Annotated in this window: 18 protein-coding genes and 2 pseudogenes; 10 read left to right on the top strand and 10 right to left on the bottom strand. The window is 69.3% G+C overall.

Annotation, left to right across the window (positions count from 1 at the left end; translation table 11 throughout):
• Positions 1 to 56: 56 nt before the first annotated feature.
• Both ACIOD1_RS29525 and ACIOD1_RS29520 read right to left on the bottom strand, forming a co-directional pair.
• Complete coding sequence (locus ACIOD1_RS29525) at positions 57 to 1,184, bottom strand: FG-GAP-like repeat-containing protein (protein ID WP_401905705.1); 1,128 nt, start codon at positions 1,182 to 1,184, stop codon at positions 57 to 59.
• A 183-nt stretch (positions 1,185 to 1,367) separates the two neighbouring features.
• Entirely contained in the window at positions 1,368 to 2,819 is a 1,452-nt protein-coding gene (locus ACIOD1_RS29520; RefSeq protein ID WP_401905703.1) for an FG-GAP-like repeat-containing protein, read from the bottom strand.
• A gap of 862 nt (positions 2,820 to 3,681) precedes the next feature.
• Here ACIOD1_RS29520 and ACIOD1_RS29515 point away from each other — a divergent pair.
• Positions 3,682 to 3,921 (top strand): hypothetical protein, encoded by a 240-nt coding sequence (locus ACIOD1_RS29515; protein ID WP_365630230.1) that lies wholly within the window; start codon positions 3,682 to 3,684, stop codon positions 3,919 to 3,921.
• Between the two features lie 382 nt (positions 3,922 to 4,303).
• On the opposite strand, the gene ACIOD1_RS29510 is transcribed toward ACIOD1_RS29515, so the two are convergent.
• The 3 genes from ACIOD1_RS29510 to ACIOD1_RS29500 form a co-directional block, all read right to left on the bottom strand.
• On the bottom strand, positions 4,304 to 4,765 hold the full coding sequence (locus ACIOD1_RS29510; RefSeq protein ID WP_401905701.1) for a hypothetical protein: 462 nt from the start codon (positions 4,763 to 4,765) through the stop codon (positions 4,304 to 4,306).
• Positions 4,766 to 5,440: 675 nt separating this feature from the next.
• Positions 5,441 to 5,962 carry a hypothetical protein gene (locus tag ACIOD1_RS29505; RefSeq protein WP_365630239.1) on the bottom strand — a complete coding sequence of 174 codons (522 nt, stop codon included), beginning with the start codon at positions 5,960 to 5,962 and terminating at the stop codon, positions 5,441 to 5,443.
• A 276-nt stretch (positions 5,963 to 6,238) separates the two neighbouring features.
• Positions 6,239 to 6,712, bottom strand: coding sequence for a hypothetical protein (locus ACIOD1_RS29500; protein WP_365630242.1), 474 nt, complete (start codon positions 6,710 to 6,712; stop codon positions 6,239 to 6,241).
• A 360-nt stretch (positions 6,713 to 7,072) separates the two neighbouring features.
• Here ACIOD1_RS29500 and ACIOD1_RS29495 point away from each other — a divergent pair, with 360 nt between their 5' ends.
• Positions 7,073 to 7,249, top strand: coding sequence for a hypothetical protein (locus ACIOD1_RS29495; RefSeq protein WP_401905699.1), 177 nt, complete (start codon positions 7,073 to 7,075; stop codon positions 7,247 to 7,249).
• On the opposite strand, the gene ACIOD1_RS29490 is transcribed toward ACIOD1_RS29495, so the two are convergent.
• Positions 7,213 to 8,205, bottom strand: coding sequence for a hypothetical protein (locus tag ACIOD1_RS29490; protein ID WP_365630245.1), 993 nt, complete (start codon positions 8,203 to 8,205; stop codon positions 7,213 to 7,215). The two genes, ACIOD1_RS29495 and ACIOD1_RS29490, sit on opposite strands and share 37 nt — an antisense overlap.
• 299 nt (positions 8,206 to 8,504) lie before the next feature.
• On the opposite strand from ACIOD1_RS29490, the pseudogene ACIOD1_RS29485 reads away from it, so the two are divergent.
• The 5 genes and pseudogenes from ACIOD1_RS29485 to ACIOD1_RS29465 form a co-directional block, all read left to right on the top strand.
• Positions 8,505 to 9,355 (top strand): annotated as a pseudogene (locus ACIOD1_RS29485) (IS5 family transposase).
• A gap of 737 nt (positions 9,356 to 10,092) precedes the next feature.
• Positions 10,093 to 10,404 carry a YcxB family protein gene (locus tag ACIOD1_RS29480; protein ID WP_401905696.1) on the top strand — a complete coding sequence of 104 codons (312 nt, stop codon included), beginning with the start codon at positions 10,093 to 10,095 and terminating at the stop codon, positions 10,402 to 10,404.
• Positions 10,405 to 10,848: 444 nt separating this feature from the next.
• Positions 10,849 to 11,388 (top strand): hypothetical protein, encoded by a 540-nt coding sequence (locus ACIOD1_RS29475; RefSeq protein WP_401905694.1) that lies wholly within the window; start codon positions 10,849 to 10,851, stop codon positions 11,386 to 11,388.
• 190 nt (positions 11,389 to 11,578) lie between these two features.
• Positions 11,579 to 12,394 (top strand): sulfite exporter TauE/SafE family protein, encoded by an 816-nt coding sequence (locus tag ACIOD1_RS29470; RefSeq protein ID WP_365630498.1) that lies wholly within the window; start codon positions 11,579 to 11,581, stop codon positions 12,392 to 12,394.
• A gap of 94 nt (positions 12,395 to 12,488) precedes the next feature.
• Positions 12,489 to 12,815: pseudogene (locus tag ACIOD1_RS29465) on the top strand (HoxN/HupN/NixA family nickel/cobalt transporter); the annotation flags it as partial.
• Positions 12,816 to 13,276: 461 nt separating this feature from the next.
• On the opposite strand, the gene ACIOD1_RS29460 reads toward ACIOD1_RS29465, so the two are convergent.
• The 3 genes from ACIOD1_RS29460 to ACIOD1_RS29450 form a co-directional block, all read right to left on the bottom strand.
• Entirely contained in the window at positions 13,277 to 13,627 is a 351-nt protein-coding gene (locus ACIOD1_RS29460) for a MerR family transcriptional regulator (RefSeq protein WP_365630501.1), read from the bottom strand.
• A 725-nt stretch (positions 13,628 to 14,352) separates the two neighbouring features.
• Positions 14,353 to 14,613, bottom strand: a complete 261-nt coding sequence (locus ACIOD1_RS29455; RefSeq protein WP_401905691.1) for an HAD family hydrolase — start codon at positions 14,611 to 14,613, stop codon at positions 14,353 to 14,355.
• Between the two features lie 17 nt (positions 14,614 to 14,630).
• The gene (locus ACIOD1_RS29450) at positions 14,631 to 15,311 is read right to left on the bottom strand and encodes a pyridoxamine 5'-phosphate oxidase family protein (RefSeq protein WP_365630504.1); all 681 of its coding nucleotides are present in this window, start codon (positions 15,309 to 15,311) and stop codon (positions 14,631 to 14,633) included.
• Between the two features lie 410 nt (positions 15,312 to 15,721).
• On the opposite strand from ACIOD1_RS29450, the gene ACIOD1_RS29445 reads away from it, so the two are divergent.
• Positions 15,722 to 16,207 carry a cyclic nucleotide-binding domain-containing protein gene (locus ACIOD1_RS29445; RefSeq protein WP_365630506.1) on the top strand — a complete coding sequence of 162 codons (486 nt, stop codon included), beginning with the start codon at positions 15,722 to 15,724 and terminating at the stop codon, positions 16,205 to 16,207.
• A 44-nt stretch (positions 16,208 to 16,251) separates the two neighbouring features.
• A complete protein-coding gene (locus tag ACIOD1_RS29440; RefSeq protein WP_365630509.1) occupies positions 16,252 to 16,941 on the top strand; it encodes a response regulator transcription factor in 690 nt (229 codons plus the stop codon).
• A gap of 14 nt (positions 16,942 to 16,955) precedes the next feature.
• On the opposite strand, the gene ACIOD1_RS29435 is transcribed toward ACIOD1_RS29440, so the two are convergent.
• A complete protein-coding gene (locus tag ACIOD1_RS29435) occupies positions 16,956 to 18,671 on the bottom strand; it encodes a GAF domain-containing protein (RefSeq protein WP_365630512.1) in 1,716 nt (571 codons plus the stop codon).
• A 295-nt stretch (positions 18,672 to 18,966) separates the two neighbouring features.
• Here ACIOD1_RS29435 and ACIOD1_RS29430 point away from each other — a divergent pair, with 295 nt between their 5' ends.
• The gene (locus tag ACIOD1_RS29430; RefSeq protein ID WP_365630515.1) at positions 18,967 to 19,596 is read left to right on the top strand and encodes a CBS domain-containing protein; all 630 of its coding nucleotides are present in this window, start codon (positions 18,967 to 18,969) and stop codon (positions 19,594 to 19,596) included.
• Positions 19,597 to 19,735 lie beyond the last annotated feature (139 nt).

The raw sequence follows: 19,735 nt of genomic DNA, 5'->3' as shown, positions 1-19,735 counted from the left end.
GGGGCGGAGCCGCCGCCCGGTTGCGTGATACCGGGCGGCGGGTGTGGGGCTGGGATTTACCAGCCGACGGTGAGTGCGGAGGCGGCGCCGAAGGTGCCGTCACCGCGGCCGGCCCAGATGTTGAGGTTGCCGGTGTTGTCGTCGCGGGCGATGAGGTCGGCCTTGCCGTTGCCGTCGAAGTCGGCCGCAGCCGTCTGCGAGAAGTCCCAGCCACCAGTGACCGTGACGGAAGCGTTGAAGTAGCCGCCCGCGTTGTGCGTCCACATCCTCAGGTTCCCGGACCCGTCCCGCGCCACGAGGTCGGCCTGGTGGTCGCCGTTGAAGTCGGCCGCGGCGGTCTGCGTGAAGTTCCAGCCGGAACTGAGCTGCGCACTCGCGCCGAAGGTGCCGTCACCGCGGCCCGCCCAGATCTTCAGGTTCCCCGAACCGTCACGAGCGACCAGATCCGCCTTGCCGTCACCGTCGACATCCGCGGCAGCGGTCTGCGTGAAGTCCCAGCCACCCGTCACCATGACCGGCGCACCGAACGTCCCGTCACCACGACCGCTCCATCGCTTCAGGTTCCCCGAACCGTCACGAGCGATCAGATCCGCCTTGCCGTCACCGGTGAAGTCGGCCGCGACCGTCTGCGAGAAGTCCCAGCCACCAGTGACCGTGACGGGAGCATTGAAATAGCCGCCCGCATTGTGCGTCCACATCCTCAAATTCCCGGACCCGTCCCGCGCCACAATGTCCGCCTGACCATCACCGTTGAAATCCGCACCCACCGTCTGCGAGTTGACCGGGGCAGGCAGGCTGTCCTCCGGGTACGGGTCGGCGTGGTCCGCTGCGAGGCCGGCCGCCGGCCCGCAGTTCGGCCAGGCCCCCTGGCCCTGGACCGCCAGGACCTTCTCGGCTATCAGGATCTGCTGCTTCTTCGTGGCCAGGTCGGCCCGGACGGAGTACGTGGTGCCCCCGAAGGCCTGCCAGGTCGATTGCGTGAACTGGACTCCTCCGTAGAAGCCGTTGCCGGTGTTGGTGGCCCAGTGCCCGCCCGACTCACACTGGGCGACCTTGTCCCAGGTGCTGACGGAAGCGGCCTGAGCGGTGCCGGCAGCGGCGACCAGGCAGATGACGGTGGCGCAGGTGGCGAGCGCGGCGGCGGACACCGTGGCTGTGCGCGACGAGAAGGGTCGGAGCGACATGCTGGAAGTCCCCTTGAGGGCAGATGCGAGGCGATCGGGTCGAAATGCGCGCACGGAGCAGTGCCCGGCCGCTCGAGGCCATGAGCGGCGTCGCGGCGAAGGGCTCTGCGACTGATCAGGCGCGAGAGGTCTCGGGGCCGTCGCCCGGTTGCGGAGTTCCGGGCGACGGTGTGGGGCTGGGATTTACCAGCCGCTGGTGAGCTTGGAGGCGGCGGCGAAGGTGGTGTCTCCGCGGCCGGCCCAGATGTTGAGGTTGCCGGTGTTGTCATCGCGGGCGATGAGGTCGGCCTTGCCGTTGCCGTCGAAGTCGGCCGCTGTGGTCTGGGAGAAGGTCCAGCCGCCGGTGACGGTGACCGGCGCGTTGAAGTAGCCGCCCGCGTTGTGCGTCCACATCCTCAGGTTCCCGGACCCGTCGCGCGCCACGAGGTCGGCCTGGTGGTCGCCGTTGAAGTCGGCGGCGGCGGTCTGGGTGAAGTCCCAGCCGGAGCTGAGCTGCGCAGCGGCGCCGAAGGTGCCGTCGCCGTGGCCCGCCCAGATCTTCAGGTTCCCGGAGCCGTCACGGGCGATCAGGTCGGCCTTGCCGTCGCCGTCGAAGTCCGCGGCAGCGGTCTGCGTGAAGTCCCAGCCGCCCGTCACCTGGACCGGCGCACCGAACGTACCGTCACCACGGCCATTCCACCGCTTCAGGTTCCCCGAGCCGTCCCGGGCAATCAGGTCGGCCTTGCCGTCACCGTCGAAGTCCGCGGCGACCGTCTGCGTGAAGTTCCAGCCGCTGGTGACAGTGACCGGCGCGTTGAAGTAGCCGCCCGCGTTGTGCGTCCACACCTTCAGGTTCCCCGACCCGTCCCGCGCCACGATGTCCGCCTGACCATCACCATTGAAATCCGCACCCAACGTCTGCGAGTTGCTCAGCTGGACGTCCTCGACGATCTTGTCGTAGCGGCGCGGGCTGAAGGTGCCGTGCCCGGAGAAGTACGGGTAGGGGATCTCGCGGTGGACCGCCCCCACGCTGCCCGACTCCTCGTAGGCGTCGTACTGCGTGTGGTCGGCGTTGGCCCAGCCGTTGAAGATGACCACGTGGCCGTTGGCACCGGACTCCGGGTTGAGCAGGATGTCGCCCGGCTTGAGGGATTCCTTGCTGATGGAGGACGTGAAGTCCAGCAGGGTGCCCGTCGTCTCGCCGTAGTTGTTGGCCGAAGAAGAGGCGAGATGCCAGGCCATGGAGACGAAGCCTGAGCAGTCCGTGCGGTAGCGGCCGTTCGCGTCGGAGCGGTAGCTGCTCATGCTGTACGGGACACCGGCTTCCGCCCAGGTTTTGGCCCGCGCTATGACCTCGCTCCGGGTGATCTGGCCGCCCGTACTCGAGTCGGCGGTGGCGGTCTGCGCTTGCGGGGTCAGGAACATCTGGCCGGACTTCACGGATTTGGCGGTGGCCGCGTCCAGCTCGGCCTTCGTGGCGGTGGTCGGGTTGGCGACGGTCGGGGTGAACGACGTGATCGTGCCGGTGCCAGCCTGTGCGGTAGGCGAAACGGTCGGCACCGAGGCGGCCCCTGCGGCCTGCGCCGGAACCGTGGTGCTCAGCACGACGGAGGCGAGGCCCGCGACGAGCAGGGCAGTGGCGGACGAACGGCGCATGGAGCGGGACATTGAAGACTCCAAAGAGATCAGTGAATCGAAGAAGGCAATGGGCCGACGAGCCGGGCACATGGGCAGCCCCGATCGGCTCGGCGACGAAGCGGCCATCGGCGTGGCAGGTGACAGGCCTCGGTTCCAAGGGCGGCGACGCCGTGCGCGGCGATGGGTGTGTCCACCCGGGTGAGCAGCGTGCGCATGTGCTCGAGTGCACGGGGCATCGCGGTGGGCCCGAACGAACCCGTACGAAGAGGAAGTGGTCCTGTCCGTACTAGGTGGGGCGGCCCGGGATGTGCTCAAGGCGCTCTGCCGGGGCGGGGTGCATACAGATCAGATCGTGGATGAGGTAAGGCGACCCCTGGGTGCCGGTCCGGGGAGCGTGTGGTGCAACGAGGCCTGGATTAACCGCACATGGCGTCAGTCCCAGCCGATCAAGCCGCTGATCACGCTGCTGCCACCGGCAGGTGTGGCAGAGTCGGCGCCGCTGGAGAACAGAGCGGTAGGGCCGACCGCAGCGATGAAGCGCGTGATGCGAGACATGATGTTTCCCCCGAGTAAGGCGATGGCGGTTGCGATGCGGGTGGTGCGCGTTGCTCCGGCACGGCCTTTCGGCCCTGGCCTCGGGGGGCCCTTGCATGCTTCGCCGTCCCGATGAGCGATATCTTGCTGCCCAGATCAGGAGCCTGAAAGGGGTTCAGGTTGGCACCCTGGTGACTGGCAGCTTGATGCCGCCAGGCAGGACTGGGCAGCGGACGGCTTCAGGTCACCTGTGGACGGCCTGACCTGCCCGTCTACGGAACAGCCGGGGGCTGGTCATGTGGGAAGCATTGAGGCTGGACGGGGCTTGGAGCCCGTGTATTGGGGAATGCCGGCAGATCCAGCGGGCGGGCTCGCCGCGTTGCGGGGACGTCTCGCCCCGCCGGACTCCCGCGTACGGGACGCGCTGAACCGCCCCATCGACCTGAACCTGGTCTTTTCCCGCGAGAGCTCCGCCGGGATGATGGCCATCAGCCCCGAAGTGGGCTTGGAGCTGATCCCGCGCCGTCAGGAGGCGGGTCTGGCGCGGCGCCAGCCGCAGCCGGCCGCCCGGATCACTGGTGAATGACCGGCTCCCCCTGACTCCCCCCCGCGCGACTCGTTCCCGACGACGCACCCTCGTCCAGGCCCAACGGGGACACCCTCACTCCGGACTGCGACCACCGCCTATCAGCGGCCGCGAGCGGCACGCCGGTCACCAGCAGGCCGACGACAGCGATCCCGGTCCCGGGCCGACAGCGCCCACCAGGCCGCCCGTACACGGTCCGCCAACGCCCGGACGACGGGCAGTCCGGGCGTGGGTGCCTTCGCCGTCGACAACTGTGGCGGTGTGGGACATGGAACCGTTCCTCCCCTGGACGGACGAACGCGGTGTTCTCTGAACCATCGGCCGGCGCCAGCCGGCTGAGTTGTCGAGCTCAACCATGCCGGCAGGCGCGGCCCTCACGACCTCAGCACATCCTTCCGACCTTCAACGCTCGTGCCCGCTCTCCGATATTCTCCGGGCGGATTCGCTCGGCCAGGCAGTGCCGATGAGAGATAAGAGTGTGACTTCCCGGACCGTCGAGGCTGCGCGAGTCCAGGATGAGGGCATCTCCACCCGGGCCCAACCTGACCGGTTCACCACAGAAGTCGCAGCTACAGGCCAGCGATTCAAGGTCGGCAGGTCGGATGACGAGCCGCACTGATACCGGCGGATGATAGCGGCGAATCTGCTCGATCACCGCATCGACCTGGGAACCGATGGGCGGAAAGAGAGCGAGTAGTTCGTCATTGCTGCTCGTGATCCGGGAGAACTGCTCGATCATGTCGATCGTGGCCGACAGTGCGGCCTTCTCGTAACCGGCGATCTCAACGAGAACGCCCCATGGGTGATGGCTGAGGGCCCTGGCCTGCACCTTCTGGCCAGGCATGCGCGCCAGACTCTCTGTTTCGAACCTTTCCATGAACCGCTTTCGCCGTCCGTTGGCCCAGCAGGCCGTGCCTGATGGCGCTCATGCGCGTGTGTCGTCGGAGCCGAGCGCCGCGCTCAGGGCCCGCACGGCTTCATCGTATTGGTGACGGTCGAACTGGAACGGACCGAGGCCACGTAACGCGGGTCTTGCGGCGCGGTTGCTCGAAGGCATCCCAGGTGACGAGGTCCGCCGTCGTGGTGATGCGGGCCATGAGAGACCAGCACCTCATGGCCATCGGGGAGTTGAATTGAGGAGCTGCGTACCGCGCACGGTTGGTCGCAAGCCCGGTTGGCGGACACAAGCCCGGTACGTCCAGCCGAGAGAGCACGCAACTGCGCGAAGCACGTCGGCGAATCAGGCTGCTGGAGCGGGAACGAGGTCCTGCGCCGGGGCCGCGGCCTACCTGTCCCAGGCCAGCCGTCCGGGAAAAGGATCCGCCCGCTCGTGAAAGAGCCGGTAGGGACGAGCTGCCCGTCACGGTGACGTGCCAGGTTCTCGGGCTCGCCCGCCAGCCCTACTACCGCCGGCTGGAGCGGCCGGTGACCGATACCGAGTTCGAGCGGGCCGCTCGGGCCACTCCACAGCCTGGATCGACCCACGGCCTTCGCCTGATGGCCCACCCGGCGCGCAGGTTCAGGTCGGCCAGCTGACCTGCCCGTCTTTGAACTGAAGCACCTCCGGGACGTCGGCTTCGTGGAACCTGAGGAATCCGATCTCCACCGCGCCATCCTTGAGCAGGTGCGTTGCGTGAGCCCTTGCGGCCAGCCAACAGAGCAGCTCGCCGACTCTCTCGAACTCGTCCGGGTGGATCTCCTGTCGGGACGTCAGTGACCAGCCACTTTGCGGCAGATCCGCGAGTCTGGTCAGGGCCGAGCCGAGCACCCCACCCACCTTCGATGCCGTGCCTTGCTCGGCCATAAGGGGATAGGGGTCATCCTCGACTACCGGGATCCCCGAGTCGTCCACGACCACGAACGGAAAGTCGGTAACGATGGACAGATCCTCGGGTCGGGGTTCGACCCCCAGATGCCAGCGCAGCTCGACAATCTCCGCCTCGGAGATCTCGTCCCGCAGGTCAACGACAATCCTCAGCTCATGGATGTCATTCACTCGGTGAACCCTACGGCCGACCGCCGACAAGGCGACCAGCTCCATAGTCGCCCACCTCCCAAGCGACGTGCACGGACTGATTTCTTGAAGGATGCGGCGGGTATCCGGCCGAATGCTGATCGGGGATCTCAGGTCATACGCCGACAATCGCAACCACACCGTGCAACCCGTGCCCCGCAGTCCTACCCAGGCCGCCGCGACAGCAACGCCCTACGTCCCCATGGCCAAAGCCGTGAGCACGCACAAATCCGTGGCGAGAAGGGCCCCCGCCGATGCGCCGCACCTTCCCACGTCGCGTGATCAAGGCTCCGGCCGCTGAGGTCAGCCGGTGTACGGCTTGTAGCGGCCCAGTCGTGCCAGTTCGCCGCGGGGGGCGCGTTCGGTGAGGCCGAGGGCTGCGGCGGCCTGGTCGGGGGTGCGGTCGTGGAGGGTGGCACGGGCGGCCCAGTAGCCGACGCGTTCGGCGGTGATCTGCGTGCGGCGGGCCGCGCGTACCGCGGCGTTCGGGGAGGTCTTGGCCAGCTTGTCGATCTCCTCCTCCAACCGCTCCAACAAATCGGTGACGGTGTCGGGCAGGGGGAGACTGGAGGCCTCCACGGTGGCGGTGCGGGCGTCCCAGGCCCGCTCGCAGGCATCGGCCTGACCATCACCGACTTCGGCGAAGTCCTGGTCGCCGATCACCTCCCCATCCAACTGCCGCTCGGGGCTTTTCCAGCCGCAGGAGCACGCCGCGTGCAGCGCCGCCGCGGGGTGCGCGGGCGGCCGCCCGCCGTCGTAGACACTCCAGTGAGACACCTGGTGCCCGGCACTGCCGGAGGTGCACCGGGGGTGGCCGGGTGCCGTCGGCGAGCACGGCCTCGATCGTCCCTTCGTGCGACGTGCCGAACTCCTCCGTCGTCCAGGTTTCCCGCTCGCCCATGGCACCCTCCCGCAGCCGGCCGACATGTTGCCGCGCTCTGAGCGAGCGCTCGGCACCGACCATGCCGCAGCCCGACCGGCCCCGGCCCCCAAATCGGCGCACGAGCCACCCAACACCGTCTGCGGTTGGACTCGCCTGGCACGGACGTAGTGGGGAGCCCACCCTCGCCGCAGGGATCCTGCTCGGCCGCGCCCCCCTCGCGCTGGTCTTCGCGGTCGCCGGGAGCCGCCGCCGTCATGGACGTCCTGTTCGGCGCGGCCGAGACCGGGCCGGTCGTCGTGTTCGCCACGTACGCCTCTTTTGTGGACCGCGAGGACATCAACGCACCCGTGGAGCAGCGAAATGCTCCTGGTAAAGGCATCCTGAACAGGCAGGTTCACGGGCGACGGCCCGTCCGCTCGGCGGACTGCTGAGCGCTGCCGGGCACACTGACCCGCCTACGTTCGCCGCGTACCAGCGTCCGCATGATTCCCGCTCCCGTCAGCACTGCCGTGACGTGCAGTGCCGCGGCGACCGCGAGGTTCTCCGGGTAGCTGACGTCGCTCGGGTGCGCCAGCGCCACGTACACCGTGGCCGGCAGCCTCCAGGCGCTCCACGCGCACATCGAGCCCGATCCCAGCCACGCCAACGCGAGCAGGAGGGGATACGGCAGCCGGGTCGACCGGCGTCGGAAGAGAGCCAGTACGGCGGCGGACGCGAGGAGAGCCCAGCATGCGCTGACCCCGGCCAGCACATGCCAACTGGCCGGCCGCTCATCGCGGTGCGCGATGCCCAGGGAGCCACCGGCCGCCCAGTAGAGCCAGGCCACGCCGGTCACAGCCCCGGTCACCGCGGGCCACACCGCTCCTGAGAGGGTGCGCGTGCGGGGCCGCTCCGGTCGGCGCAGCGCGTGGGGCCAACGCCGCCACAGATAGGCGGGAAGCGCGATGGCCAGCGCGATCCCGGTTCCGACGAAGCTGCACTGAAGCAGCACCGCTTCCCAGCCCGGCATCGCCGCGTCACCCCCCGAGGTGCTTGAGCCTCCCGAACTGCTCGTCCCGGAGTCCACGAGGGCGCTGACGAGCACGAACGGCAGGATCGACACCAAGAACCCCGACCCGACCCACGCGAAGAATCCCACCAGCCAGCCGGGGATCCGCATCCCCCACGGCCGCACCAGCGCCAGCCCCAGCATGATCCCGGCCGCAGCCATCCCGATCGTGACGGTGTTGAGCACCAGCCACCCGCCCAGGCTGAACCCCCGCCCGACAGGCAGCAGCCCCAGTAACGAACCGACCACCCATGACACCTTGATCACCAGATACGGCACGAGGGCCGCCGCAGCCCCGTACGCCGCCGCACGCCCGATCCGGTCCCAACGCTCCACCACGTCCCCCTCCGCTGGAGATCCCCATCCTCCGGCGCCCGCACCCCCTCCGCATCAGCCCCCAGGCTCATCCCGCTCCCTCGCTGGTGTGACTCGCCCCTCCGCCCGGCGGGCCCCCACATACGCACCACGGCGTTACGGCCCGAACCGCCCGCAGGCACCGGAACATCCCGAAGTCATCGCAACCGACCATCAGCATCCGCGCATCGGGCAGATACCCCAGTAAGAGAGCATCTGATCTGGGTAGTTGGTGTTTTGGGATGTTCTTGTGACTGCGCGCGTCGATGATCGCTGTCAGGGGTATGACAGCCCGGCGTGCCTATCGCAGTGACGTCTCGGACGCCCGGTGGGCCTTGACCGAGCCGGTGTTCGCTGCCTGGCGAGCCGCCCGCTCAGGACCCGGGACCGCAGCGCGCGTGCATGATCTGAGAGAGATCGTGAACGCGATCCTCTACGTCAACCGCACGGGGATTCCTTGGGAGTACCTGCCGCACGACTTCCCGCCGTGCAAACCGTCTATGACTACTACGCCAAGTGGGAGGCGGACGGAACCACCGAGCAGGTCCACGATCTGTTGCGGGACAAAACCCGCCGGGTCAACGCCCGAACGGTGGAGCCGTCCGCGGCCGTGGTGGACGCGCAGAGCGTGAAGACCTCGAGCAATGTCGCAGAGGACAGCCAGGGCATCGATGCCGGCAAGAAGATCAAAGGACGCAAACGCCACCTGATCTCCGACACCCTCGGACTGGTCCTGACCGTCCTGGTCACAGCCGCCTCCGTCCATGACTCTGTCGGCGGCAAACAGGCCCTGAGTGAGCTGGCCGCGGCCCATCCGAGCGTGACCAAGGTGTGGGCCGACGGCGGCTACCAGACCAGCGACATCCAACACGGCGCCCACCCCGGCATCGATGTGGAGGTGGTGCAGCGACCCAAAGAAAAGGGCTTCCAGCCGCTGCCCAAGCGGTGGGTGATCGAGCGGACCTTCGGCTGGCTGATGCAGCACCGCCGCCTGGCGCGCGACTACGAGGCCCCGCCTCAGAGATCCCGCACGATGATCCACTGGGCGATGGCTAACAAAATGAGCCGCGAACTCACCGGAGAATCTGCACCAACCTGGCGAATCGAAACGGACATCCCGTACACACCGCCGTGAACGTTGATCAGATGCCCTCTAAGCCCTCACAGCACCGGAGGTCGCGGCCGGCTACAACCTCGACTCGGAGCAGTGGCTGCCCTCCGACGGCTCCTACCACTGCACCTACGCCGCCGCCTGGGCCGCCACCAAGCTCCGCTCCGGTGGGACCTGGCCGTCGACGAGAACGAGCGCCAGGCCCTCCTCGGGCTTGCACCACCGTCGCCTACGAACCCGCCTGTAACCTTCCATTGCCGAGTCGAGTCGAGCGCGGGCCGGCCCGGCCCGGCCGGTCGACCGTCGCAAGCAGCCGAGAACGCCGATCAGGCTGTCCTCACCTACCCTGACCGCCGCCTGGCGTGTAGTCAGGCGCCCAAGCGCGCATGGGGCAGGGACGACCCCAACCGGCTGCGTGGCATACTCGACCGCCACCTACCCCGCCGCGGCGGACGTCCGCCCCGTCACCGAGGTCCGGTAGGGTCCGCAGTCTTTGTACCGGGGGAGGGACTATGGCCGAGGGCCAAAGCGCCGAAGGCGTGCACAACGCGCGACCGTTTGACGATGTCCTGGACGAGCAGACCGCGGTGGTGGTGTACCGGCCCCGGCCTGCCGACACACTGATCGGTCTGCGGGTCCGCGGGCGGATCAAGTGGACCGGGTTGCTGCTGCGGGGGGTGTTTCTCACTCTCTGGGTAGGGCAGTGGTTGCTCTCCACTGCAGCTCGCGGGAGAGTCGACTTGGTCTCGACCGTTTTGTTCTTGTTCGTCGTTCTGATCGTGTGGGGGTACCCGCGCCTGCAGGCCGCCAGTGTGCAGCGGCTCGTCGGTTGGCAGGGCGAGTACCACGCCACCGTGTCCACGGCGGGGATCACCTGCCAGACCGACCACAGCACGCTGGTCCTGAAGTGGACCGTCTTCCAGGGCTACCGGGAGACTGCCGACCACTTCGTCCTGCTGAGTCGGGACCCCAACATCATGTACCTCGGTGTCCTTCCCAAGCGGGGCGTGCAAGAGGCCGAGGGCCTCGACCGGCTGCGGGCCATCCTGGACCAGCACACCCCTCGTGTGTGACGAACGTGAAGGACACCCCGCATCGGCTGGTCGAGCCGGCCAACTCCGCTGCCGGAAGGCTTTGCGCCGAGCCACCGCCGGTAGTCAGGAGCGGTGACCGGGTCAGTGTGGATCCGTCCAGCGGTCCTCGCCGGTGAGCCGGACAGCCGTATCCGGTGCTGCAGATCCACCCGTACGCCCGACTCCAGACGGACCGGCCGGCCATCGTGCCGGTCAGCCGGTCCTCGCCCCAGCCCGGCCATCTCCAGGCCTGGCGTGTGATCAGGCGTACGGGCTCCAGCCACCGAGGCGGGCCGGCCAGAAGAGTGCGGATCTCCTCGACGTTCAACCCAAGGGCCGCGGCCACCTTCTCCGAATCCTGACCACGGGCACTTTGGGCAGGCCAGTGCGCGCCGCGTTGGGCGATGATCTCCAGTGAACGGGCGGCTTCGACGGTGGCGATCGGTGCGTACGACCGTCGTCATGGTCAGCGTCTTCGGCACGATGGCGGCCGACGTGCTCCACGTCGGCCTCGGTGTGCCCTACACCCAGGCCACTCCCGTCTTCCTGCTCGCCCTCGCGGTGATCTTCGGCGCGTGGTACGCGACCGAGCACACGCTTTCGGTGCACCACATCAACACCCGACGCCGCGAGGCGTTCTACTGGGCGACGGTACTCGCGACCTTCGCGCTCGGCACCGCCGCCGGTGACCTCACCGCCACCAACTTCGGCCTCGGCTATCTCGCCTCCGGGTTCGTCTTCACGGCGCTGATCGTCCTCCCGGCCCTCGCCCACGTCCGTCTCGGCCTGGGCGCGGTGGCGGCCTTCTGGTCGGCGTACGTCCTCACCCGCCCGCTGGGTGCCTCCTTCGCCGACTGGATGGCCGTTCCGCACACCCGCGGCGGACTGGACGTCGGCCTCGGCCCCGTCACCCTCGGCTGGACCCTCCTCATCCTCGCCCTGGTCACCTACCTCGGGAGCACCCGCCGCGACATCGAGGCCTGACCGCCGCGAGCCTCCGAGCGCGCCGCGATGGCTTGCAGGCACGAGAGCCGGGCACGCTCCGCCGACAGTCAGGGCAGATGGCCGGTGAGGAGGGCCATCTGAAGCTCGGAGATCCGGACGAAGCCCGAGAGGAAACCTGGTGCCTTCCAGTCGTGGCAGGAAGGGCCTGCCACCAGCGAGGATGCCCGCCATGACCACCGCCCAGAACCTCACCTCGCTCCGCCCGACACCCTCAGCACCCGTCGTTTTCGGAGCGGGAGCCGCGATCGGAGTGCTGGGCGGGATGATCGGCCTGGGCGGCGCGGAGTTCCGCCTGCCGCTGCTGATCAGTCTCTTCGGGTTCGCCGCCCTTTCGGCGATCATCCTGAACAAGGCGATGAGCCTGGTCGTGGTCCTGGTCGCGCTGCCCGCCCGCCTTGCCGCGGTCCCAGTCACCGACGTCGCATCCCGCTGGCCCGTCGCGGTCAACCTGCTGGCAGGCAGCCTGCTGGGAGCCTGGGCCGGTGCGTCCTGGGCCGTCCGCATGCGCGGCACCACCCTCTACAAGGTGCTGGCCGCACTCATGGTCCTCATGGCCGCGGCCCTGGTCCTCACCCACACCACCACCCGGGGCACCGTCGCCCTGCCACTCTGGGCTCAGATCCCCGCCGGAGTCGTGACCGGGTTCGGCATCGGAGTCGTCGCCGCGATCATGGGCGTCGCCGGCGGTGAGCTGCTGATCCCGACGATCGTGCTGCTGTTCGGTGAGGACATCAAGATCGCCGGAAGCCTCTCCTTGCTGGTCTCCCTGCCCACCATGTTGGTCGCGTTCGCCCGCTACAGCCGCGACGGCAGCTTCACCGTCCTCAGCACCCACATCCGCTTCACCATGACCATGGCCGCGGGTTCCGTCGCCGGCGCGGTCCTCGGCGGCCTGCTCCTGGGCGTGTTCCCGGACCTCGTCCTCAACCCCCTCCTGGCCGTGATCCTCCTCGTTTCAGCGGTCAAGCTCGCCCGACACGATTGACTTCTCAGCACCACACACTCGACTCCCCTTGACTGATACAGAGAAACCATCAACCGTGCGCACTACGGCTCTCCGGGGGCTCAGCCCTCTGTGAATCTGGAAGGTGTTCCGCGAAATGCGCTCCGGACACTTCGACGAGGCCGCCCTGGAGGAGCAGCTCAACAACCGCGGCTTCATGAACCGGATCCTGGGCCGGCTGATGAAGTCCATCACCACCAAGCCCTGGCAGATGTACCCGCTCGGCCTGCTCTTCGGCCTCGGCTTCGACACCGCCACCGCCACCGAGATCGCCCTCCTCATCCTGGCCGGCACTGGCGCCGCCTCCGGACTGCCCTGGTACGCGATCCTGTGCTTGCCGATCCTCTTCGCGGCGGGCATGTCGCTCCTGGACACCATCGATCGTCGCCTTCGCCGTCTGGCGCTTCGGCCGCATCGAGGAGAAGTGGACCGCCAACCTCCAACCCGCCGACGCAAGCAACGACCCCGGGGCCGGCCTCTGGACCGCGCGGCAAGGCGCGAGCCCGCACCTCCTTCCTTGGGGGTGCGGGCTCGCACCGTGCCGGGCAGCCGGTCTCAGCCGGCCGCGTTGAGCGGGGCGTACGCGTCGGGGCTGCGGCTCGCCACGGTAGGAGCTCAAGTCAGTCCCGGCGGGCGTCCGGGTCACCATCGGCGACCACGACGGTCGTCGCCCACGCGGCAAAACCATCACGTCCGTCCAGCGCCTGCCCTGATCCGCCTACGAACCCCCCGCGCCGTCCCGATGGCCCGGCCACACGCACGGACCGGGGACTGACACCGGCGCACAGGAACTGGGGTCGGTAGCCGGTGCCCCGACTGACGAACAGCTCGCGGATCGGGGACACCCGCGTGTTCCCACCGGTCTCAGCCGGTGGCCTTCGGCTTACCCACCGTCGCGGCGTCGCGGTACTCGACATTCATGCGCTGCGCCTCCTCCAACTGGTCCTCCAGGACCACGATCCGGCAGGCCGCGTCGATAGGCGTGCCCTGGTCGACGAGCTCGCGGGCACGAGCGGCGATACGGAGCTGGTAGCGGGAGTAGCGGCGGTGACCGCCTTCCGAGCGCAACGGGGTGATCAGGCGGGCTTCTCCGAGCGCGCGGAGGAAGCCCTGGGTGGTGCCGAGCATGGCGGCGGCCCGGCCCATGGTGTAGGCGGGGAAGTCGTCGTCGTCCAGATGGCCGCGAAGGGGGCCGGCGGAGTTTTCTGCTGTCATCGCACCTCTCTCACGGGAACGCGTGGAGGGGCCCTGGCGCCTATGGCACCAGGGCCCCGAAGGAACTGCTACACCATCTACCGGCCCTGATCGTGCGCCGGCCTTCTATGTCCGCAGACCAGCCCGAATCATGCGCGGTCGGGAGTGCGGGGATCGCGGTGCTTGACCGGAGACTCGATGTCCTGCGGTACCCGAACTCGCGTGGCGTCCGGGCGATCCTGATGGCGCCTCAACCCCTCCGTTCTTCCCTCGGGTGATCGACTGCCTACCAAACGGGGAACCACGTACTGCTGGTGATGCTCTCACCGCTGACACTGCGAACTGCTTGTACTGCTGGTGGTGCGTACTGCTCGTGACCTCGGCAAGCGCCACGTTTCGACAGCCAGCCCCGTCGCCCGTCCTGCGTCCGCTCTGGCTTGGAACCCCGCTGCCGAACCTCCCGATGCGCGCGCCCGCAGCCGACGCCTTCACCGAGGTACCGCTCACTTCTTTCACTGCTGGGTACCGCGAACTGCATTTACTCGCGGCGGCCCCTGATAAAGGTGGGCCACCCGGTCCAGTCGTCAGTCCCGTCGCCGTCCTGCAACAACCCTGGCTTCGACACTCCACCACCGCACCGTCCTACGTACTGCAACTGCTTGTACTGCGCGTACTACCGCCCGGCAGTTCGTCTCTGCCAGGCCCTGCTGTCTCTCTGGGCTACGAGAGAAACCATAACCACACCACTACCCAATGTCTACTCCGGCCAAGGTAGGTTTTTGAGTTTCGGGCCAGCCTGCTTCGACCCGCGCGAGGGCGTCTTTCACCACCGCGCATCGGGCGGGGTCCACCCCGAGCCGTTGGACCGCTTCGGGGAACAGAGCGGGGTCCGGCTTGCCCGCCGCTCCCGGTTCGGCAGCGTCCGTGCCGTCCACCACCGAGTCGAAGTAGCACAGGCGTGCAGCCGGGCCGAGCGAGTCGAGGAGTGCCCCATCGGTGTCGGACACGACGGCATGGGGGGCGCTCACCCGGATCCCACACGGCGGCCGGTGATCCGGGTGGGGGTCACGGACATCCAGTGCGTACGGGGGCCACCCGCCCAGGGGAGCGAGCGGGCGACGGAGTACAGGTGGCTGACTCGTGCCCCGTCCGTGACACCGGACACCTCGCCGACGGCCATGATGCTCCAGCCTTCGCGCATCGCGTCGTCGATGTGGTCCACCTCGAAGGCGACCTCGGTTCCGGACGCCTCGGCGAGCCGCGAGTCGGCCGCCGTGCGGAACGCGATCTCGTTTCCCACCACGACGTAGTTGACAGGAAAGACAGCCAGTCCTTCCATGCCGGAGAACCCGACCCGGCCGATGCCATGGGTGGAGAGCAGGCGCAGACACTCGGCCTCGCTCAGCGCCGTCAAATCGGAATCACGCGTCGCGGTCCCCGTACCGGGAGGGCTGTCGGTCGTTGTCCCGGTCAGCTCGGCAACGGTGGTCCCCAGGCCGTCCGCGAGACCCACGAGCATGACCATGCTGGGCGCCGCAGCCCGGTCCTCCACGTAGGCGATGTACGACGCGGCGGCCCCGCAGCGCTCTCCGAGTTCTTCGCGCGTGAGTCCCAGCTCTTCGCGGCGGGCGGTCACCCGTCGTCCGAGGTCGCCACGGGCGGCCGGAACCTCGATCGGGGACGCATCTGCCGCGCTCTCTCCCATGATCGTCACACCCTTGCCGTTCGTAGCCGGTACAGGAACTTGGCGACGCACTGGACGTCAACCTCAGGCTGTACCCGCCACCGGTGCACGCACAGGGGCCGGACGGTCCCCCTACCGGGGCCTGTCGGGCCATGCGGCACTCCCATCGGGGTACGACGGGCATGGCCACCGGAGGGGGCCATCTCGCGCACCGCAGCCCCCATCACCGTGCGGGAGCCCTGCGGCTGCTCGGCTACCGGGGGCACCGCGCCCGGCCTGCCCCGGCCACGAAGGGGCGGCCGTCATCGCCACTCCCGGCTGGAGCACACCTACACCGGGTGGGCCGCCCAGGCAGGAGAGGGTACCGAACGGCCCTTCCCCGGCCCGCCGCATCGGCGGAGAGTGGAGGCGGACCCGAACGGAGAACCGCCATGAGCACCTCCTCCCCCCGCCGGCTCACCTCCTCCCCCGAACGCTTCGACCACGCCCTTTCCCCGGAACAGTGCGGCAGCCTGCTGGCCCTCGCCCACGAGGCGGACTTCCCCGCGGGCGCGCGCCTGTTCAACCAGGGCGGGCACACCAGTCACTTCTGGGTCATCCGGTCGGGGAACGTCGGCATGGACGTGCACGTACCCGGTCGGCAGGCCGCGGTGGTCGAGACGATCGGTCCCGGCGAGCTCGTCGGCTGGTCCTGGCTGTTCCGCCCCTACACCTGGCACTTCGGCGCCGAGGCCATGACGCCCGTGCGCACCGACGAGTTCGACGCCGCCGCCGTGCGCGAGCTGATGGACGCCGACCCGGCGCTCACCTCCGCGATGTGGCAGTGGGTGGGCCAGGTGCTCGCCCACCGGCTCGTCTCCGCCCGCATCCGGCTCCTCGACCTCTACGCGCCCCACGGCAGCGGAAGCCGCATCTGAGACAATCGACCCCAGACGTATCCCGACCCGAGGGTGTGGCGTGGATGTCCGATGCACCATTTCCCTCCCCCGCGCCCATCCGGGTCTTCCTCCTCGACGATCACGAGGTCGTCCGGCGCGGTTTGCACGACCTGCTGGACTCCGAGCCCGACATCGAGGTGGTCGGCGAGGCGGCCACGGCCGCCCAGGCCCTGTCCCGGGGCCCAGCGCTCAGGCCGGACGTGGCCGTGCTCGACGTCCGGCTGCCCGACGGTGACGGCATCACCGTCTGCCGCGAGCTGCGCTCTCGCATGCCGGACCTCGCCTGCCTCATGCTGACGTCCTTCGACGACGAGGACGCCCTGCTCGACGCCATCATGGCGGGCGCCGCCGGGTACGTACTGAAGCAGATCAAAGGCTCCGACCTGGTCGCCGCCGTACGGACGGTGGCAACGGGCCAGTCGATGCTCGACCCGGCGACCACGGCGCGCCTGATGAGTTCACTCCGGAACCCGACCGCCGGGAAACCGCCCGGGGACGAGCGGCTGGCGGTCCTCTCCGAGCGCGAGCGCGCCGTGCTGGAACTCATCGGTGAGGGCCTCACCAACCGGCAGATCGGCAAACGCCTCTTCCTCTCCGAGAAGACGGTCAAGAACCACATCTCGCGGCTCCTCGCCAAGCTGGGGGTCGAACGCCGAGTCCAGGCCGCCGTGATCGCCGCCGAGGTGCGCGAGCACGACGAGACCGGCCGCTGAGGCCCGCACCGCACTCACCGGGTAGGTCCCATCGGGATCCGCCAGTCCAGACGGGTTCCGCCACCGTCCGGGAGCGGCGAGACGGACAGTCCGCCCCCGTGGGCCTCGGCGCGCTCCGTGAGGTTGCGCAGACCGCTCCAGCGGCCACCCTCAGCGACACCCACCCCGTCATCGCTCACCGTCACGGCCAGCACGCCGTCCGCCAGGACGATCCCGACCTCCACCCGCGCCGCCCGCGCATGCCGGGCCACATTGCTGAGGGCCTCACCGAGGACGGCGGCCACGTCGTCCGCCACCGAGGCTGGCACATCCGTGTCGATCAGCCCCTCCATGCGCAGAGCGGGCGCGAACCCGAGAACCGCCGCCGCCTCGCTCACGGCCCGAACCGCGCGGACCCGGAGTCTCTGGGTGCTGCCCGCCACCTCGTGGTCGCGGAGTCCGAAGATGGTCGTACGGATGATCTTGATCGTCTCGTCCAGGTCGTCGATCGCCCGGTCCAGCCGCTCGGACGCCTCGGGGCGATCGATGAAGCGCTGGGCGCTCTGCAAGGTCATCCCGGTCGCGAAGAGCCGCTGGATCGCCAGGTCGTGCAGGTCACGGGCGATCCGGTCACGGTCCGCGAGCAGGCTCACCTGCTCGCTGTCCCGGCGCCGGTCGGCCAGCTCCAGCGCCAGGGCCGCCTGACCCGCGAAACCGGGCAGGGGCGCGACCTCGGCCGTGACGAACGCCGGCCGGCCGGTTCGCCTCGCCAGCATCAGCACCCCGCGCAGCTTCGCCCTGGTGCCCACCGTGACGGCCACGGCCGGCCCGAAGCCCGTCCATGCGTCCGGCTGCGCCGCGACCCGGGCGTCGGTGGCCACATCGGTCAGGGTGATCTGCCCGTCCCGCGCCAGGGCGAGCGCGGCCAGGATGCCCTCGCCGCCGGGCAGCACGATCCCGCGGTGCGCTTCGGCGCCCTCCCCGAGGGCCAGCGAGCCGCGCAGCTCGCCGCTGGGCCCCGCCTGGTAGAAGACGCACATCTCGGCGGAGATGATGTCCCGGGCCCGCTCCAGCATGCCTTCCAGCACCTCGATCTCGGAGGAGCCGGACAGCAGCGCGCTCGTGAAGTCGGAGCCGGCCGCCAGCCAGCGCTCCCGGAGGCGGACCTCCTCGTACAGGCGGGCGTTGTCCACCGCGACGCCCGCGGCGACCGAGAGGGTGGACAGGACGGCTTCGTCCTCGGCGTCGAAGCCCTTCCCGCCCCGCTTCTCCGTCAGGTAGAGGTTGCCGAACACCTCGTCCCGGACCCGGATCGGTACGCCGAGGAAGGAGCGCATCGGCAGGTGGTGCGCCGGGAACCCGACGGAGGCCGGGCGCTCCGAGAGGTCGCCCGGGCTCAGTGGCCGCGGATGCCTGACCACCTCGCCCAGCAGTCCGTGTCCGGGGGGCAGGGCTCCGATCCGCGCCAAGAGCCGGTCGCTGATGCCCACCGGGAGGGACTCGGCCGGCTTCTCGTCCTTCCCCACCACGCCCAGTGCGCCGTACTCCGCGTCCACCAGGACGACCGCGGCCTCCACGATCCCGCGCAGCACCTGGGCCAGATCCAGTTCCTGCCCCAGTGACATGACCGCTTCCAGGAGCCCCTTCAACCTGTCACGAGTGTCCCGCGCGTCGGTGATCTGTGCCTGGAGCGCGTCCAGACTCGGATGCGGAATCCGGCTCGCCGACGCATCGCGATCGTCCCCGACCATGGACACCTCCGGCGCCGGCGAGGGGCTCTGCGCACCCGCCCGACCTCTCAGCGTAGTCCTCCACCCGGCGGCCGGTCACGGTCGGAGCCTCCCCCCACGACGACCGGGCAGGGGACCGAGGGTCCCTTGACCGCTACGCACCGCCCTTCCCCACCGGCCGCACACCGTCGGGACCGGTCAGTCCTGGCACAGGGCCCGTTCGGCCCTCGCACCGCGGGCGTACGCGGCGGATGGTGGCTGGTGAGGGCGCTTCGCACGGCGCGCCCACCGGCCGAAGCCGACAGGAGGGCCACAGATGAAGCACGCCAAGGTCGGCTTCCTCATGACCGACGAGGTCGTCTCGGTCCTCGGGCGCACCCTGTCCACGGACGTGGCCGCTCTACTCGTCGAGCACGACATCAGCGGAGTGCCGGTCGTTGACGCGGACGAGCGCGTCGTCGGGGTCATTTCGCGGACCGATCTGCGCGCCCAAGTCCACCTCACCGCTCAGGACTTGATGACCGCGCCGGCCGTCACGGTCCACGCCGAGCAGACCGTCACCGAGGCCGCCCGCCTCATCACCCGACGGGGGGTGACCCGATTGCCGGTGATCGACGAAGAGGACCGCCTGGTCGGCATCGTGACGCGACGGGACCTGCTGCGCGTGTTCCTGCGCCCGGACTACGAGATACGCCGGGTGCTCGTCGAGGAGGTGCTGGCGGACACGATGGGCATCGGCGCCGATTCCGTGAGCGTGCGCGTCGTGGACGGGGTCGTCACCTTGGACGGCCGTCTGCCCAGGAGCAGCCAGATTCCGGTCGCGCTCCGGCTCGCCGGACAGTTGGACGGCGTGGTCGCGGTCATCGACCGACTCACGGCCCACTCCGACGACACCCGCACCCGCACCGCTGCGCCGGACCGCGACGCCGACAGCGTTCTCCGCTGATGCGGGATGTGGACCGTTCGGCCCCTGCCCGCCCCACCCGTACCGCGCGAGCATGGAAACGAGGCAGGCTCGCACGGTACGGATGGGGCGGTGCGGAGCCCTGCAGACGGACCCGGGTCATCCCCTTGATCCGCCACCG

This window comes from Streptomyces sp. NPDC088097 (genome assembly GCF_044741845.1).
In the GTDB taxonomy this organism is placed as follows: Bacteria; Actinomycetota; Actinomycetes; order Streptomycetales; family Streptomycetaceae; genus Streptomyces.
Note: the sequence above shows the minus strand (reverse complement) of the source record. Positions and strands in the feature narration are given on the sequence as shown.